Raw genomic sequence first — 15,033 nt, 5'->3', positions numbered from 1 at the left:
TCGATTGTCCTTCGGTCCAGCGCGAACGGGACGCCTTCGCGGGACAGACGACCGACTGGCGAACTGAGGGCTGACAGGCGGCGCGCTGGCGTTCGCGTCTCGCGGCGTCGCCGCTCGACGTCTCGCGTCGCGAAGCGATGCACACCCGGAGCGCTGCGCACCGCGCGACCGCTGGGGCGCTCCGGCCGGATTCAGGTCACGGGCCGGTTTCGTCCCGCTTTCGTACTTGAACCTTTGGACGAACCACCGATTGCGCTCGGTGAAGTAACCGTCCGGCGTGCGTTTGGCCGCGACGCGTTCGCGCGTCGTGCCCTAGCGTGCGAGGGACGAACGACCGAACGCAGTGAGGAAGTGAGGCGGCTGGGGAGGCGTGAGGCTCGCGGTCGCGGTGTTGTGCGGTCGCGGTCTCTCCGAGGCGCAAGCAGTAGCTAACTGCTTCCCGGTTCTTCCCGGTTCCCGGATGGACCCCTAACTACTCGCACAGCTCCCGACTCCCAGTCAGAAGTCGATGACTGCGAAGAACACCTCCAAAAACCGAAACTGAACTGATTATCGGCGAGCCTTGCTGTGTGACGAAAGGTAGTTCCCCCGGGAACGCGAACCTCGACCCAACACATGAGGATCGCCGTCCCGAACAAAGGCCGACTCCACGACCCGTCGATGGAACTGCTCGAACGCGCGGGCCTGCACGCCGTGGATGGCGCGGACCGAAAACTGTACGCCGACACGGTCGACCCCGAGGTCACGCTGCTGTTCGCTCGCGCCGCCGACATCCCCGAGTACGTCAGCGACGGCGCGGCCGACGTGGGCATCACCGGTCTCGACCAGCATCGGGAGGCCGACCCCGGGAACGTCGTGGACCTGCTCGACCTCGAGTTCGGCCAGTGTCGCCTCGTGCTCGCGGCACCGGAGGACGGCGACATCCGGAGCGTCGCGGACGTGGCGGGCAAGACCGTCGCGACCGAATTCCCTCACATCGCCGAGCGGTACTTCGCGGAGCAGGACGTCGAGGTCGACGTCGTGGAGGTCAGCGGCGCGACCGAGCTGACCCCGCACGTCGAGATGGCCGACGCCATCATCGACATCACCAGCACGGGGACGACCCTGAAGGTCAACCGACTCGCGATCGTGGACGAGGTGCTGTCGAGTTCGGTCCACCTGTTCGCCCGCGAGGACGTGGTCGACGAGCCGAAGGTCGAGCAGATCGTGATGGCGCTCCGGTCGGTGCTGTCGGCCGACGGCAAGCGTTACCTGATGATGAACGCGCCCGAGGAACGCCTCGACGAGGTCCGGGACGTGATTCCGGGACTCGGCGGCCCGACCGTGATGAACGTCGAGGGCGGCGCGAACGGCGAGAAAGAGGGAATGGTCGCGGTCCACGCGGTCGTCGACGAGCGCGACGTGTTCGAGACGATAAACGAGCTGCAGTCGGTCGGCGCGAGCGGCATCCTCGTCACGGAGATCGAGCGACTGGTCGAGTAGGCAGGAGAGGATGGGGAGAATCGGGAGAATCGGACGCGAAATCGAGAGAACTACAGGAGAGACGCCGACTCAGGCGAGTCGCGCGAACGCGAGATTTCCGCTGATGTTCTTGATGTAAATCTGCACCACGTCGCCTTCCTGTGCGCCGGGGACGAAGATGGTGTACTTGCCCTTCTCGGCCACGCCGTCGCCCTTGCGGCCCGTTCCGGTGATCTTGACCTCGTAGGTCGCGCCCTCCTCGACGGCGTCGCGGTTCTGATTCTGGGTCTGGGTCGAGCGCTTGGTGACCGGGCGGAACGCCCCGCAGGCGTCACACCGGAGCATCAGATTACGGTTCTCGCGCACGAGGCGGGTGTCGGGCAGCCCGCACTCCGAGCAGAGCACGAACTCCTCGACGTAGCTGTCGAGCGCGGCGTCGAAGTCCGATCCGGAGAAGGTGCCGTTGTACCGGGCGCGGCCGTCCTCGAACTTCCCGTTCGTGCCGAGTTCGCGCTGGAGCGCGCTGTGGACGTGCTCGGGGTCGCGGTCGAGGGCGTCCGCGATGTCGTCGAGATTCGTGAGTCGCGTGAACGCACCGTCCTTCTGGGCGTCCGCGTTGGGGTAGCTGAACCGCTCGTCCTGACCCTCGAAGTCGGGGGTCTCGTCCATCGCTCGGTCGAGGTTCGATCCGTAGTCCATGCAGGTGGAAGGCGGGCAACACTCAAAGGTATTCCGTGATGAACCGAACCACGAACCGAGGCTGGACCACGCCGCTTTAATCGCTCGGCGCGCGTCGTCCCGGGTATGGATTCCACTGACCCCGACGACTCGCCGACCGACGAGGGCGCGCCGCCCACCGACCGCGACGCGGCCTGTTTCGAGGCGGGCATCAAGTTCGGCGCGCTCTACCACCAGTTCGCGGGCACGCCGGTCAGTCCTGACAGTGCGGCGAGCCTCGAAACCGCGATGGAAAAGGCCATCGAGAACCAGCCGTTCTGCGAGGCCGTGACTGTCGAAATTCTGACCGAGAAACTGGCCGCGGAGATCGATCACGTTCCCGCGAGCGACAGCGAGGGGGAGATCGGAGGAGGCAGTCTCGCCGAAGGCGAGGAAGCGTCCTCCGGTGGGTATACGGAACTCACAGGACGCTTCATGGAGGTCGAAATCGTCGTCGAACAGGAGGGCGTGGAGGTCGTCACCCGGATGGAGATGGAGGATGGGTATCCGCTGATGCGCGTGGAGTCTGTCGAGGAGTGACGCGAAACGGGGTTGTTGTCGGGTTTTCGCTGGCGCCTTCTCGGACGTCGTGTGCGCTGGTTTTCCTTCCGCCCGGCGTGCGCTGGGTTCTACTCTTGGCCGGCGCGCGCTGGCGTCTTGGCGAGCCTGCGCTCAGTTCCCTCGCGCGCGTTGCTCGCGCGCGCCGGGGGAGTCAGTCAAACCTATGTCTGCTTTATCGAAAGAGAAAGCCAGCGCGAGCCGGCGGAGAACACGACAGCCGTACCTCAGAACCCGTACTCTCAGATCACGCCGGGCTCGGGGTCTGCACCGTCGAGACGTAGGCCGTGATGTCCGTGGTGGTGATGATGCCGATGACCTTGCCCTCGGGGTCGACGACCGGCATGTGGTGCAACCCCTGCTGGATCATCGTGTCCGAGACGTCGCGCAGGTCCTCGTTGGCGGTGGTCGTCGTCACGTCGGTCGTCATGTACGTCTCGACCGTGGCGTCGGCCGCCCAGCGCTGCTCGGCCGCGACGTGGACGAAGTCCGTCGCCGTCAGGATCCCTTCGAGGTGGCCGTCGTCGTCGGCCACGATGACCGAACCGATGCCCTCGTCGAGCATCGTCTCGGCGGCGACGTGCGCCGGGGTGTCGGGTGAGACTGTTTCGACCGGGGACGACATGAGCCGTCCGACGAAAATGTCCTCCATACCGGTTCCTTCCATCCCCTATGGAATAAGCATTTACTTCGAGCGAGCTTTCCCTCGCGTTGGCGTCTCCGATTTTCGGCTCGATTCGGATCCATGGCTTGTCGGCGTCTCACCCCGATACAATGCCTTCGCTTTCGATTCGCGACGACCCGTCTCGGCCGAGTGACGGGGTTTCACTTTCGGTTTCGGGCGTGGGTTTAAAAGGAATCGCGTCGAAGGTCGAGGCATGAGCCAGACCACGCTCGACGAGGACGAGCTGTTCGGCGAGGCCGCCAGTGAGGTGCGCGAGGACGTGGAGGCCAGCCTCGACGAGGCGACGACGGCGCTGCCCGACGCAGACGACGTCTGGGAGGTCGACGCCGACAACACCCTCGGTGCGCTCAACGCGCTCCGGTCGGCCCTCGACGTGGGCGACGCCGAGGACGCCCTCCGGGACGCCAAGAAGTGGTACACAATGGGCGAGCGAGCCGACGCCTTCGAGGACGCCGCGGACCTCGAAGCCGACATCGAGCGCGTCGAGGAGACCATCGCCGACGTGGCCGCGGCCGAGGAGCAGGTCGGCGACCTCACCAGCACGGTCCCCGCACTCAAGAACGCGCTGGAGGACCTCGGCGCGGACGAGACAGAAGTGGACAGCGGCGATGCCGACGCCGAGTCCGACGATGCCGATGCCGAGGAAGCCGAAGCCGCCGAGTGAGCAACGCGGTGAGAACCAGCGATTCGGTCGGCCTTCGAACGGTCAGTCTCTGGCCTATCAGACCTTCGGCGTGTAGCCCGCGTCCTCGACCGCCGTGGAGATCTCCTCGTCGGTGGCGTCGCCCTCGACGGTCACGTTTCCGGTTTCGTTGTCCGCCTCGGCGTCGCTGACGCCCGGCAGGTCCCGGAGCGCGTTCTCGACGTTCTCCTCACAGCCGCCACAGCTCATCCCCTCCACGGTGATGGTTCGTGCCATGTGGAACGGTTGGGGCGCGAGCGTATTCGGACTTTCCCCTTCGAATCAACCCTACGATTGCAGAAGAGGCGAGACCGGCCACAATCGGCTTACGCGGAGCTATCGTGGTCCCTCTGGCATGGCGCTTCAAGAACTCGAACTGAGCGACACCGCCGAAGAGTGCATGGACAACTGCCTCGACGCGATGCAGGCCTGCGAGTGGTGCGCCGACGAGTGCCTCGACGAGGAGATGGACATGTCCCGGTGCATCCGGCTCTGTCGCGACGTGGCCGACCTCACCACCGAGCACGCCCGGTTCATGGCGCGCAACTCGAACTACAGCGCCCAGCTCGCGGAGGCCTGCGCGGGGGCCTGCGAGGAGTGCGCCGAGGAGTGCTCGCGTCACGACCACGAGCACTGTCAGGTCTGTGCCGACGTACTCGAAGACTGCGCGGAGTCGTGTCGCCAGATGATGCAGCAGGCCGCGTAGCGCTGCGAGCCGGTTCTCGGAACCGCGGCTCCGTTCTCAGAGCCGCGACTCGATTTCGTCGACCAGCTCGCGCGCTGCCTCGACGTGTTCGTCGGCCGCCTCGCTGCCCGTCCCGTCGACGTTCGAGAGGAGCATCCGGACCTGACCGACGCGCTTCTCGACGGCTTCGCGCGGGACGCCCGGCCCCGTCGCGTCCCTCGCGACCGCTTCGGCCTCGCCGAGCCACTGGCTCGCCCGCGCTTCGACCGGCAGCTCGGCGGTCGCTTCGAGGTGGCCGTGGAGGTCTGCGACGAGTTCCGGAATGGCTTCAGGGTCGCCCGATGAATCGTCCGAATCGGTCACACTCGCCCTTCGTCGCGCTCTCGTAAGGATAATGCGGTCGAAGCGAGCGCGTGGAAACATGAGCGACGGGCGAGAAGACGCGAGCGGGGCGGACGAAGACGAGGCGGCCGATGGCCAGAACGGCGCGGATTCGGACGACCCCGCGATCGCGCCGGAGGGCCTCCAGTACCCGGAGTTCGTTTTCGGGGAAGGCGAGATCGCCGACGACGGGAGCTTTGAACTCGACGCCGACCTCGACCGCGAGGAGTTGCGCGAGTGGGTCGAAGACCTCGCAGGTGGCCTCGGCAGCCACGACGTCGCGGTCGAGTCGCCGGACGGCTACGTCACGCTCGGGGTCGCACCCGAGGGCGTGCGGATGGAGTTCGACCCCGACGAGTCGGGCGTCGGCGAGTTCGAGTTCACGGTCGAGATGCGCGCGAAGGCGATGTTCGTCGCGAGCGACCCCGACGGCGAGAAGGTGGGCGCTCGCGGTGGGACGGGATTCGTTCCGATAGAGATGCTGACGGGCGAGGACGGCGACGCCGAGGAGTTCCGGTGCTACAACTGGATCGACGAGCCGACGGACCCGTAATCTCGACCCCTGTCTTGTTCGTCCCCGAATGCGTACACCTTTTGCTGAACGAGCGCGAAGGGTCCCCCGGTGGCGATGATGAAAGTTACCCCCTCCGAGCCCCTTGTGACGAGGCGTTTCCACCGAGCCACCGTTCCGTAATCGAGCGTTCTCCGCGGTCCGAACACCTGCACCCGAAGATTCAACCAGCGAGCCTGCGCAGACGGACGCATGCAAGTTCGACGCATCGGTATCCACGACTCGGTGAGCGCCGTTTTTCCGCCCGAGGAGCTCCGGGACGAACTGGCCGACCTCGGCCCGGAAGTCGTCATCGTCGGAAGCGACGGCGACCTCGAAACGTGCAACGCGGCGGTCACGTTTGCGCACACCGACGCGCTGCTGGAGTCTGGGCTCGACTGGGTCCACTCGATTCAGGCCGGATACGACCGGTTCCCGCTCGACGCGTTCGAGGAGCGCGGTATCGCGCTGACCAACTCCACCGGCATCCACGACACCAGCGTCGGCGAGTTCGCTGTCGGCCTGCTGCTGTCGTTCGCGCGCCGCCTCCACACCTACGTCCGCCGGCAGGAGGACAACGAGTGGGGCTACCCCGCGTGGGACGAACCGTTCACGCTCGACGGCGAGCGGCTCTGCATCGTCGGACTGGGCACTCTCGGCCGCGGCATCGCCGAGCGGGCCGACGCCCTCGGGATGGAGGTGGTGGGCGTCCGACGGTCGGGCGAGCCGACGCCCCACACCGAGGAAGTGTACACGCCCGACGACCTCCACGAGGCCATCGGTGACGCCACGTTCGTCGCGCTCGCGGTCCCGCTGACCGACGAGACGGAAGGACTCGTCGGCCGCGCCGAGTTCGAGGCGATGCGCGAGGACGCCCGCCTCGTCAACGTCGCGCGCGGCCCGGTCGTCGTGGAGGACGAACTGATCGCGGCGCTCCGCGAGGGCGAGATCGCGGGCGCGGGCCTCGACGTGTTCGAGGAGGAGCCCCTCCCCGCCGATTCGCCGCTCTGGGACTTCGAGGAGGTGCTCGTGACGCCCCACCGCGCCGCGGCCGAGCGCGACTACTTCCGGCACATCGCGGGGCTGGTCGAGGAGAACGTCGGCCGGATCGGGGAGGGCGAGGCGTTGACGAATCGGGTCGTCTGAGGTAGAGTTCTTCCACTCTTTCGGCGCAGTCCGCGGCTGGGTCAGCCGACCAGCGCTTATTCTGCTGTGGGTGCGATGTACGTACAGACAGCTGCCATGGGAACGCGACCGACGAGTGCGGAATCTCTTCGAGGACGAGTAACAGAAGACCGCTCCTCAACCCCGCCGCTCAGAACGACTCGGCGTCCTCCTCACCTTCGACCGCGCCGGCCCCGCGGTCGGTGTACCCCTGTCGCCCGACGGCCTCCCCGCCGACGCGATTCAGGATGGCCTGCTCGACTTCGTCGGCCGACTCGAACTGCTCGTCGCCACCGGTCGCCAGCACCTCGTCGAGGCGCTCCTCGCCGTCCGGCAGGCCGATCTCGTGGTCGCCGTACTTGTCCATCAGCTCCTCGGCGCTGATCGGATACTCCTCGTTTTCGATTTCGTCCGTGATGTCCCCGAGTTCGAGCCCCATCTCGCGGTCGTCGTCCCCTGATTCGCTCATGGAGCGGGAGTACGGCACGAGTCCGAATAAGACGTGTGGCCCCGCGACGGTCGTTCGACGACGCGACGCGGGTGAGAAAGACGGCGACTCCGGCTACTGGTTCGACGCGCCGAACCACTTGCCGCGGTCAGCGAGGTCGCGGAGTGAGTCCAGTAGTCCCTTGCTCTCGTGCTCGCCGGGCCGGAGTCGGGCGCGGATACGCGAGGAGAGCATCTCCACGCTGAGCACGATGGCGATGACCACGAAGATGCCCGCGGCGGCCTCGCCGTAGCGGAACCCGCGGACCGCGAGTTCGATGTACTGACCGATGCCGCCGGCACCCACGACGCCGAGACTGATGGCGATCCGGGTGTTGATCTCCAGCACGTACAGCGTCCACGCGATGAACCCGTTCGACACCTGGCTCAGCATCCCGAAGAAGACGACCTGCGGGCGCCTGGCACCGGTCGACTCGACGGCCTCGATTGGTCCGTCTTCGATCTCCTCGAGCTCGTCGGTGAACAGTCGCCCGAGATTGCCGATGGTGTCGGTCGCCACCGCCAGCATCGCGCCCTGCGGGCTGATGCCGACCAGCGGCACGTAGATCAGGATCCAGATGAGCGCCGGAATGGCACGGATGCTGCTCATGATCCCCCGGAAGATGAAGTTGAACGGGAACGGTGTCACGCGCTCGGAGCCGAGGATGCCGAACGTCAGCGCGAGCGGAAAGCCGATGACCGTGCCGGTGAACCCGATGATGATGGTGGCGATGGCCGACCCGACCAGCAGCGTTCCGCTCCAGTCCAGTCCGGCGCTCTCGAGGAACGTCGAGGGGTTGGCGAGGCTCCCGACGAACGCGTCGAGACCCGTGAGGCCGTTGTCCTGGGAGTAGAGCGTGAGGTCCGCGAAGTCCGGGGAGAGGAAAGCGGCCAGGAAGTCCGTCCACGTACCGAACTGCCGGATGACCTCCGCGACCGTGAACCCGAGGTAGGTCGCGCCCGCACCGGTCAGCGCGAGGACGACGAGTACGCCGACGGTCGTGGCGATCCGGCGGACGCGCTGGCGGCGTTCGATCCCCGACTTAACCTCGTCGATGTCCACCATCTATGACTCACTCCCCGCGACCACGTCGTTCATGCCGGCGTCCCCGGTCGATTCCGCGTCGCCGTAGTAGATGTCGTCGACGATGTCCATGGTGAGGTCGTCGCGGCTACCGTCGAACACGACGTTCCCGTCGCGGAGCCCGATGAACCGGTCGCCGTACTCGCGGGCGATGTTCACCTGGTGGAGACTCGTGATGGTCGTCAGGTCTCGCTCGTCGGCGGCCTGCTTGAGGTAGCCCATCACGTCCTGTGCTGCCTTGGGGTCGAGGCTGGCGACCGGTTCGTCGGCGATCAGCAACTGCGGGTTCTGGGTCAGCGCCCGCGCGATGCCGACCCGCTGTTGCTGACCGCCGCTCATCGAACTGGCACGCTGGTCGGCTTCCGCGAGCAAGCCGACGGTGTCGAGCGCCTCCAGCGCGGTCCGCTTGTCCGACTCGTCGTAGTGGGTGAGCGCGCTGTCGAGGGTACCCGTCCGGGCGAGCGCGCCGGTGAGCGCGTTCCGGTAGGCGCTCATGCTTTCGACGAGGTTGTGGCGCTGGAACACCATCGCCACGTCGCTGCGCGTCCCGGACACGACCTCCTCGCCGATGTTGATGCTTCCTTCGGTCGGTCGTTCTAGGCCGTTGAGCAGTCGGAGTAGCGTCGACTTGCCCGCTCCGGACGGGCCCAGCAAGACCACGAACTCGCCGTCGGGAATCTCGAACGAGACGTCGTCGAGAGCGACGGTGTGTCCGCCATACACTTTGCTGATGTTTCCTGCCGTGACTGTTGCCATTACTGAAAGTGCAAATATGTGGCTTGTTAAACGCGCCGAAGTCGGCGCGATACGGTTCGTCCGTGTTGTCGCCCCGCGTTACTGTTCGGTCGTCGTGCTGTTCTGGAAGATGTCTTCGCCGTAGCCGAGGTTGTTGGCGGCGTCGATGACCGGCTGGTAGGTGTCCTCGCCCCGCTCGCGGACGCCGTCGAACCAGAGGTCGTCGTCGGTGTCCGCCTCGCCGTCCTCGCCGTAGTAAATCTCGTCGGGGGCCTCGGTGAACGCCGTGATAATCTGCTCCTTCTCGTCGTCCGAGAGGTCGGGCGAGACCAGGATGGGGGCGCGAGGGATGCCGTCACGGCTGGCGACCTCCTTGAGATCGTCGCGGAACTCGTTGTCGTCGTTCGTGGTGATGAACGCGCCGACGCCCGCCGCGTCGGCCTGGTCGTTCATCAGGGCTTCGAGCGCCTGCTCGTGGGTCGACCAGGTCGCCGAGAAGTCGGCTCCGCGGTCGTTGCCCGGCGAGTCCGGCACCGAGAGGCCGGCGTCGGCGAGCAGCGACAGCGGGTACAGCGAGCCGCTGGCCGACAGCGCGTCCGCGAACGCGATGGTCTTGCCCTCGAGGTCCTCGACCGACTCGATGTCCGAGTCCGGCGTCGTGATGAGATAGCTCCCGTAGGTCCAGCCGCCGTACGCCTGCCGCTGGAGGATGATCTCTGCCTTGCCGGTGTCCGCGCCGAGCGCCGCGGCGAACGGCCCGGTCTCGGCCACTTCGGCTGTTCCGCTGTCCAGCGACTCGAGCGTCGCGCTGTAGTCGGCCGCGAATTGGACCTCCGCGTCCGCGTCGTCGATGTGGTCGTTCAGCCGCTCTTCGACCGGCTGGTACTGAGCCCGCATCGTCTCCTGCTCCTCGGTCGGCGACATGAGGAACGTGACGGTGCCGTTGCCGTACGCCTGGTCACCACCGATGTCTCCAATACAACCCGCGAGTCCGCTCAATCCTACCGCACCTGCCGCGCCTGCCGATTTGAGGAACGTGCGTCGGTTAGCCATGACCAAATCGTCCTAACAATAAGACAGTTTATTAAAAAATCTTCCTATTCGCCATCTATGCGTCTCCCGATGGAGATATAGTCGTGTATAGGGCTGCGGACGGCGGGGTGCGGCCGGCCGGAACGGTGGGCGACGGGCCGACGAGTGAGGTCGGTCACCGCCGGGAGTTGAAGCCGGGCGGTCCGGCGATTTGAGCGCGATCGTCGCGCCGGTCGGGTCCTCGCTGCGTAGCGCCCGGCGTTGCCCCGAGGGAAAGCGACTTGCCCCGAGGGGTCCCACGTTCGACCATGAGCGAACAGCGGACACGGGAACGCGGGCGGGAAGTTGCCGCGTCGGTCGTCGTGGTAGACTACGGGCTCGGAAACCTTCGGAGCGTCACTCGCGGACTGGAGCGCGCAGGCGCGGAGGTCGAGATCAGCGACGACCCGGGGACGTTCGAGTCGGCCGACGGCGTGGTACTGCCCGGCGTCGGCGCGTTCCGCGAGGGCGTCGAGAACGCCGGCCCGTACCGCGAGGCGCTGCTGGAGGTCGCCGAGCGCGGAACGCCCGTGTTCGGCATCTGTCTCGGCATGCAGATGCTGCTCTCGACCAGCGAGGAGGCCGACCGGGCCGGGCAGGGCGAGGTCAGAGGGCTGGAACTCGTCCCCGGAACCAACGTCCGGTTCGACGACGGCCAGAAGGTACCTCACATGGGTTGGAACCAGTTGACGGTCGAGCGCGACCACCCGCTCGTGGACGGCGTGGACGGCGAGTACGCCTACTTCGTCCACTCGTACTACGCGGTTCCGGACGACGAGGACGCGGTCGTCGCCACCGCAGAGTACGGCCGGGAGTTCCCGGCCGTCGTCGCCGACGAGACGGGAACCGTGTTCGGAACGCAGTTCCACCCCGAGAAGAGCGGCGAGACGGGACTCCGTATCCTCCGGAACTTCGTCGACATCTGTGCGGAGTGAGCGGCCGCCGGGACCCGTAGTTGGGTCCGACTTCTCTCGGGGCCCCCGACGAGTCCGCAGAAACATCACCGAGAATACTTAAATAGTATAATATTGAACACATGTGTTCTATTTGATGATGAGTTGGACGTATCTCTGTTGGTGGTGATTCACACGTGAACGAGATTCTGATGGCGTCTACCTATCGTTCGCGGAACCGCCCCGTTTGCCCACAGCGGTGTTTTTGTATTTTATCTTAATTATGGGGCAATCGTTTAGATTCCCACCAAAAACCAACCTGTACTTGGAAAACTTTTAGAACGAAGACGTTCTAATGGTAATCGGCATTACGCCGCGATTGATATGAACACGAGAATACTCGGAATCTTACTCGGATTCCTCGTAGTCGGTATCGCTTTCACCGGCGGTGCGGCCGCAGCCCCCATCACCGGTCCTATCACGAACGACGCGCCGATCACGCAGGATGTACCCATCACGCAGGACGTACCCATCACGAACTCGCCGATTACTGGTCCGATAACCGCCGACGCGCCGATCACGCAGGACGTCCCCATCACGAATTCGCCGATCACTGGCCCCATCACTGCGGACAAGCCGATCACGAACTCCCCGATCACGCAGTCTCCCATCACCGGTCCGATCACGCGGTAACGGAACTTTCTGGAGTAACTGTTTTCTTTCGTAGCACGGCGTAGCGCCGCCACCGCCGGTTTCCCCGCTGACACGTCCGGCTCCTGTACCGTTCTGTGCCGCTTCCGACGCGGACGAATCGAACGCCCCGTTACGCCTAGAGAAAGTCCCGCACGTCGGAGTACCACATGTCGTGGTCGTCCACCGCGTCCACCCGGCGCGCGATGGCAACCGCGATGACGTGCCAGCAGAGCTCGGTCGGGTCCTCGGGGTCGAGGTTGTACTCGCTGTCCCGACAGCCACAGCCTCGCCCTTCGACGACGTACTCGTCGTCGTGGCCCACGACCACCGTGAAGTCCCGGTACTCCTTGACCCGGCTCTCCGAGACCGCCTCGATGGCGCGAGCTCCCCGGTCGTCGTGGACCGACAGGATGCGGTCGGTAACCGCGGGCGTGAGTTCGCCCGCTTCGTCGAGGCGGGCCTGCCACTCCTCGACCTCGTTCATCGGGGCCACCTCACGAGAGCCGGGGTGCGTGCGCGAGCCGAACCGGTGGCGTCCGCCGGGAACACGGGCCAGAGGTTTGGACGGCGGGTGTAAACAGGTTCCGGTGTCACGCCTCGTCCGACGAGGTCACCTCGGCGAGGGCGGGGTCCTGCCGAGGCTCGAACCGGTCGAGCGTTTCCGAGTCGCTTTTCGCCGGGGAGCGACGAGTAGCGGTATGCGCGTCACCGAAGGCGGGGTCGAGGTCGAGGTCCCCGAACAGGAGGGCGAGGGCGTCGGCGACGAGGTGTTCTTCAACCCGGTGCAGGAGCTCAACCGCGACCTCACCGTGGCGACGCTCCGGGCGTACCGCGACCGCGAGCCACGCGCGAAGACGTACCTCGACGCGACGGCCGCCAGCGGCGTCCGAGGCGTGCGCGCGGCCGCTGAGGGTTGGGACGCGACGCTCGCGGACGTCGACGAGTTGGCGGTCGAACTCTGCCGGCGGAATCTCGCGGGAAACGACCTCGACGGCGAGGTGGTCCATCGCGACGCGAACGCGGTCCTCCACGAGTCGCTGTTCGACGTGGTCGACATCGACCCGTTCGGGACGCCGATCCCCTTCGCGGACGCGGCGTTCGCCAACGCGCGCAATCTGGTCTGCATCACCGCGACCGACACCGCGCCGCTCTGTGGCGCACACTTCCACAGCGGCGTCCGGAAGTACAGCGCGGTCCCGCGAAACACCGACTACCACGCCGAGATGGGTGTTCGAATTTTGCTGGGCGCGCTGGCACGGACCGCGGCGCGCTACGACGTCGGCGTGAGGCCGGTGTTCACGCACGCGACGAATCACTACGTCCGGACCTACCTCGAACTCGACCACAGCGCGACCGACGCCAACGCCGCCGTCGAGCAGTTGGGCCACGTCTCCCACTGCGAGTCGTGTCTCTACCGCGAGCACGACGCGGGCCTGATCGCCGACCCGCTCGACGTCTGCCCGGAGTGTGGCAGCGAGCGCGTGCTCGTCGCGGGGCCGCTCTGGCTCGGGCCGGCCCACGAGGCAGAGTTCGTGGCCGCGGTCCGCGAGGAACTCGACGACTCGATGGGCACCGTCACTCGGGCCGAGCGGCTGCTGGAGACGCTCGAAGCCGAACTCCACGAGCCGACCCACTACGACCAGCACCGGCTCTGCAAGGAGTGGACCCGGGCGGCTTCGGGGATGGACGAGTTCCTCGACGCGCTCCGCGAGGCCGGGTTCGAGGCCTCGCGCACCCACTACGGCGGGACCACGTTCAAGACCGACGCGACTGTCGCCGAGATACGCGAGGCGACAGGTGAATCCAGTCGCTGAGATACGCGAGGCGACACGCGAGTCGTAACTTCGGGCTGCTGGGGTGAAACGCCCCGACCTAACGCCAATGAATATTTGTAGCTCGTTGGCGAAATGAGTCGCGTGCCCAGTCTCGGTTCCGCCGTGAGCGCCGGCCGCTCCGTGTTCGAGGAGGCCCGCCAGCAGGAGATCACCTTCCTCGCGGCGAGCATCGCCTACTACGCGTTCGTCTCGCTGATACCGATGCTGGTATTGGCGTTCGTGGTCGCGTCGTTCGTCGCCGGCGAGCAGTTCGCGACGACGGTCGTGAGTCAGGCGTCCGGGCTGCTGACCGCGACCGGCGAGGAGCAACTGCGCCAGTTCATCCTCGACCCGTCTGGCCGGGGCAGCGTGACCGCCATCGGGCTGGTCCTGCTGGTGTGGAGCGCGCTCAAGGTGTTTCGCGGGATGGACGAGGCGTTCTCGAACGTGTACGCGAGTGGTCCGACGTCCGGCATCGTCGACCAGCTCAAGGACGCGGTGCTCGTGCTGGTCGCCATCGGTGTGGGCGTCGTGGTCGTCGTCGCGACCGGTGCGGTGACCGCGCTGTTCCCGGAGTTCCCGTTCGTCGGCGTCGTGACCACGATCGTTCAGATCGTCGCGCTGGTCCCGGTGTTCCTCCCGCTGTACGTCGTCTTCCCGGACGCCGACGTGTCGCTCCGGGAGGCGCTCCCCGGCGCGGTGCTGGCGACGGTAGGCTGGACGGTCCTGCAGGTGGTGTTCCGGGTCTACGCCGAGGCGAGTTCGACCGGGCCGTCCCAGTTCCTCGGCACCGCGCTGTTGCTGGTGACGTGGCTGTACTTCGCGAGTATCCTCCTGCTTCTCGGGGCGGTCGTGAACGTCGTCCTCGCCAACCGCGGCAGCTACGCCGAGCGGACGAAAGAACAACTGCAATCGCGCGTCGAACGCAAACAGGACCTGCTCTCACGCTACATGACCGACGACGAATCCGCTCCCGACATCGTGGAGCTCCGCGACGAGCTGCGGGAGTTGCGAGCCGAAGTTGAATCGTTCGAAGATGACATCGAGGACCGGACCGTCGACAAGCCCGAGGTCGAATCGGAGCTGAAGGCGTACGTCCGCAAGCGGATGCGCCGCAGCCACGCCAGAGGCTGGGGCCCGTACCTCGTGTTGCTGTACGGCACCGTGATGACCCTCGGGGCCTTCTACTGGCTCGAGAACTGGTGGGCCATCTTCGCGATGGTCGTGCTATGGCTGTCGACGCTCGGCCTCTACGTCCTGATGGTGATGCTCGGCTTCGGCGTCGGCGTGCTGAGCCTGCCGGCCCGCATCAGCGACCGTCTGGGCAACCTCCGGTCGTAACGCCGCATCGAAACCCATCAGCAACCGCCAGTC

Annotated in this window: 19 protein-coding genes; 10 read left to right on the top strand and 9 right to left on the bottom strand. The window is 66.2% G+C overall.

The window, feature by feature from the left end; translation table 11 throughout:
• Positions 1-615 precede the first annotated feature (615 nt).
• Complete coding sequence (gene hisG, locus DPQ64_RS04315) at positions 616-1,482, top strand: ATP phosphoribosyltransferase (RefSeq protein WP_115863131.1); 867 nt, start codon at positions 616-618, stop codon at positions 1,480-1,482.
• Between the two features lie 69 nt (positions 1,483-1,551).
• Here the strand turns inward: hisG and DPQ64_RS04310 are convergent, their stop codons facing one another.
• The gene (locus DPQ64_RS04310; RefSeq protein ID WP_115863130.1) at positions 1,552-2,160 is read right to left on the bottom strand and encodes a translation initiation factor IF-2 subunit beta; all 609 of its coding nucleotides are present in this window, start codon (positions 2,158-2,160) and stop codon (positions 1,552-1,554) included.
• Positions 2,161-2,265: 105 nt separating this feature from the next.
• Between DPQ64_RS04310 and DPQ64_RS04305 the strand changes: the two genes are divergently transcribed.
• A complete protein-coding gene (locus DPQ64_RS04305) occupies positions 2,266-2,718 on the top strand; it encodes a dihydroneopterin aldolase family protein (RefSeq protein ID WP_115863129.1) in 453 nt (150 codons plus the stop codon).
• 265 nt (positions 2,719-2,983) lie between these two features.
• On the opposite strand, the gene DPQ64_RS04300 is transcribed toward DPQ64_RS04305, so the two are convergent.
• Positions 2,984-3,388 (bottom strand): CBS domain-containing protein, encoded by a 405-nt coding sequence (locus DPQ64_RS04300; protein WP_115863128.1) that lies wholly within the window; start codon positions 3,386-3,388, stop codon positions 2,984-2,986.
• Positions 3,389-3,614: 226 nt separating this feature from the next.
• Here DPQ64_RS04300 and DPQ64_RS04295 point away from each other — a divergent pair, with 226 nt between their 5' ends.
• The gene (locus tag DPQ64_RS04295; RefSeq protein WP_115863127.1) at positions 3,615-4,085 is read left to right on the top strand and encodes a DUF5790 family protein; all 471 of its coding nucleotides are present in this window, start codon (positions 3,615-3,617) and stop codon (positions 4,083-4,085) included.
• A gap of 57 nt (positions 4,086-4,142) precedes the next feature.
• On the opposite strand, the gene DPQ64_RS04290 is transcribed toward DPQ64_RS04295, so the two are convergent.
• On the bottom strand, positions 4,143-4,340 hold the full coding sequence (locus DPQ64_RS04290) for a heavy-metal-associated domain-containing protein (RefSeq protein WP_115863126.1): 198 nt from the start codon (positions 4,338-4,340) through the stop codon (positions 4,143-4,145).
• Between the two features lie 118 nt (positions 4,341-4,458).
• Here DPQ64_RS04290 and DPQ64_RS04285 point away from each other — a divergent pair, with 118 nt between their 5' ends.
• Complete coding sequence (locus DPQ64_RS04285) at positions 4,459-4,809, top strand: four-helix bundle copper-binding protein (protein WP_115863125.1); 351 nt, start codon at positions 4,459-4,461, stop codon at positions 4,807-4,809.
• Positions 4,810-4,845: 36 nt separating this feature from the next.
• On the opposite strand, the gene DPQ64_RS04280 is transcribed toward DPQ64_RS04285, so the two are convergent.
• A complete protein-coding gene (locus DPQ64_RS04280; RefSeq protein WP_198662001.1) occupies positions 4,846-5,151 on the bottom strand; it encodes a hypothetical protein in 306 nt (101 codons plus the stop codon).
• 58 nt (positions 5,152-5,209) lie between these two features.
• On the opposite strand from DPQ64_RS04280, the gene DPQ64_RS04275 reads away from it, so the two are divergent.
• Together DPQ64_RS04275 and ddh are read left to right on the top strand one after the other, a co-directional pair.
• Entirely contained in the window at positions 5,210-5,722 is a 513-nt protein-coding gene (locus tag DPQ64_RS04275) for a hypothetical protein (RefSeq protein WP_115863124.1), read from the top strand.
• 210 nt (positions 5,723-5,932) lie between these two features.
• Positions 5,933-6,865, top strand: a complete 933-nt coding sequence (gene ddh, locus DPQ64_RS04270; protein ID WP_115863123.1) for a D-2-hydroxyacid dehydrogenase — start codon at positions 5,933-5,935, stop codon at positions 6,863-6,865.
• A gap of 169 nt (positions 6,866-7,034) precedes the next feature.
• On the opposite strand, the gene DPQ64_RS04265 is transcribed toward ddh, so the two are convergent.
• The 4 genes from DPQ64_RS04265 to phnD all read right to left on the bottom strand — a co-directional run bounded on the left by DPQ64_RS04265 (position 7,035) and on the right by phnD (position 10,241).
• Entirely contained in the window at positions 7,035-7,352 is a 318-nt protein-coding gene (locus DPQ64_RS04265) for a DUF5789 family protein (RefSeq protein WP_115863122.1), read from the bottom strand.
• A 93-nt stretch (positions 7,353-7,445) separates the two neighbouring features.
• Positions 7,446-8,435, bottom strand: coding sequence for a phosphonate ABC transporter, permease protein PhnE (gene phnE / locus DPQ64_RS04260; protein ID WP_115863121.1), 990 nt, complete (start codon positions 8,433-8,435; stop codon positions 7,446-7,448).
• The gene (phnC, locus tag DPQ64_RS04255; RefSeq protein WP_115863120.1) at positions 8,436-9,209 is read right to left on the bottom strand and encodes a phosphonate ABC transporter ATP-binding protein; all 774 of its coding nucleotides are present in this window, start codon (positions 9,207-9,209) and stop codon (positions 8,436-8,438) included.
• Between the two features lie 78 nt (positions 9,210-9,287).
• Positions 9,288-10,241: a phosphate/phosphite/phosphonate ABC transporter substrate-binding protein gene (phnD, locus tag DPQ64_RS04250; RefSeq protein WP_115863119.1), complete on the bottom strand. Its 954-nt coding sequence runs from the start codon at positions 10,239-10,241 to the stop codon at positions 9,288-9,290.
• Positions 10,242-10,528: 287 nt separating this feature from the next.
• On the opposite strand from phnD, the gene hisH reads away from it, so the two are divergent.
• Both hisH and DPQ64_RS04240 read left to right on the top strand, forming a co-directional pair.
• A complete protein-coding gene (gene hisH / locus DPQ64_RS04245; protein WP_115863118.1) occupies positions 10,529-11,194 on the top strand; it encodes an imidazole glycerol phosphate synthase subunit HisH in 666 nt (221 codons plus the stop codon).
• Between the two features lie 342 nt (positions 11,195-11,536).
• Positions 11,537-11,845, top strand: a complete 309-nt coding sequence (locus DPQ64_RS04240) for a hypothetical protein (RefSeq protein ID WP_115863117.1) — start codon at positions 11,537-11,539, stop codon at positions 11,843-11,845.
• A 136-nt stretch (positions 11,846-11,981) separates the two neighbouring features.
• Here DPQ64_RS04240 and DPQ64_RS04235 read toward each other — a convergent pair whose 3' ends face one another.
• On the bottom strand, positions 11,982-12,329 hold the full coding sequence (locus tag DPQ64_RS04235; protein WP_115863191.1) for a hypothetical protein: 348 nt from the start codon (positions 12,327-12,329) through the stop codon (positions 11,982-11,984).
• A gap of 214 nt (positions 12,330-12,543) precedes the next feature.
• On the opposite strand from DPQ64_RS04235, the gene DPQ64_RS04230 reads away from it, so the two are divergent.
• Together DPQ64_RS04230 and DPQ64_RS04225 are read left to right on the top strand one after the other, a co-directional pair.
• Positions 12,544-13,659, top strand: coding sequence for a tRNA (guanine(26)-N(2))-dimethyltransferase (locus DPQ64_RS04230; protein ID WP_115863116.1), 1,116 nt, complete (start codon positions 12,544-12,546; stop codon positions 13,657-13,659).
• A 102-nt stretch (positions 13,660-13,761) separates the two neighbouring features.
• Positions 13,762-15,000: a YhjD/YihY/BrkB family envelope integrity protein gene (locus DPQ64_RS04225; RefSeq protein ID WP_232820481.1), complete on the top strand. Its 1,239-nt coding sequence runs from the start codon at positions 13,762-13,764 to the stop codon at positions 14,998-15,000.
• Positions 15,001-15,033: the final 33 nt, after the last annotated feature.

The organism is Halorussus litoreus (assembly GCF_003382685.1).
Classification (GTDB): Archaea; Halobacteriota; Halobacteria; order Halobacteriales; family Haladaptataceae; genus Halorussus; species Halorussus litoreus.
The sequence above is the reverse complement of the archived record's forward strand: the minus strand, read 5'-3'. Positions and strand labels throughout refer to the sequence as shown.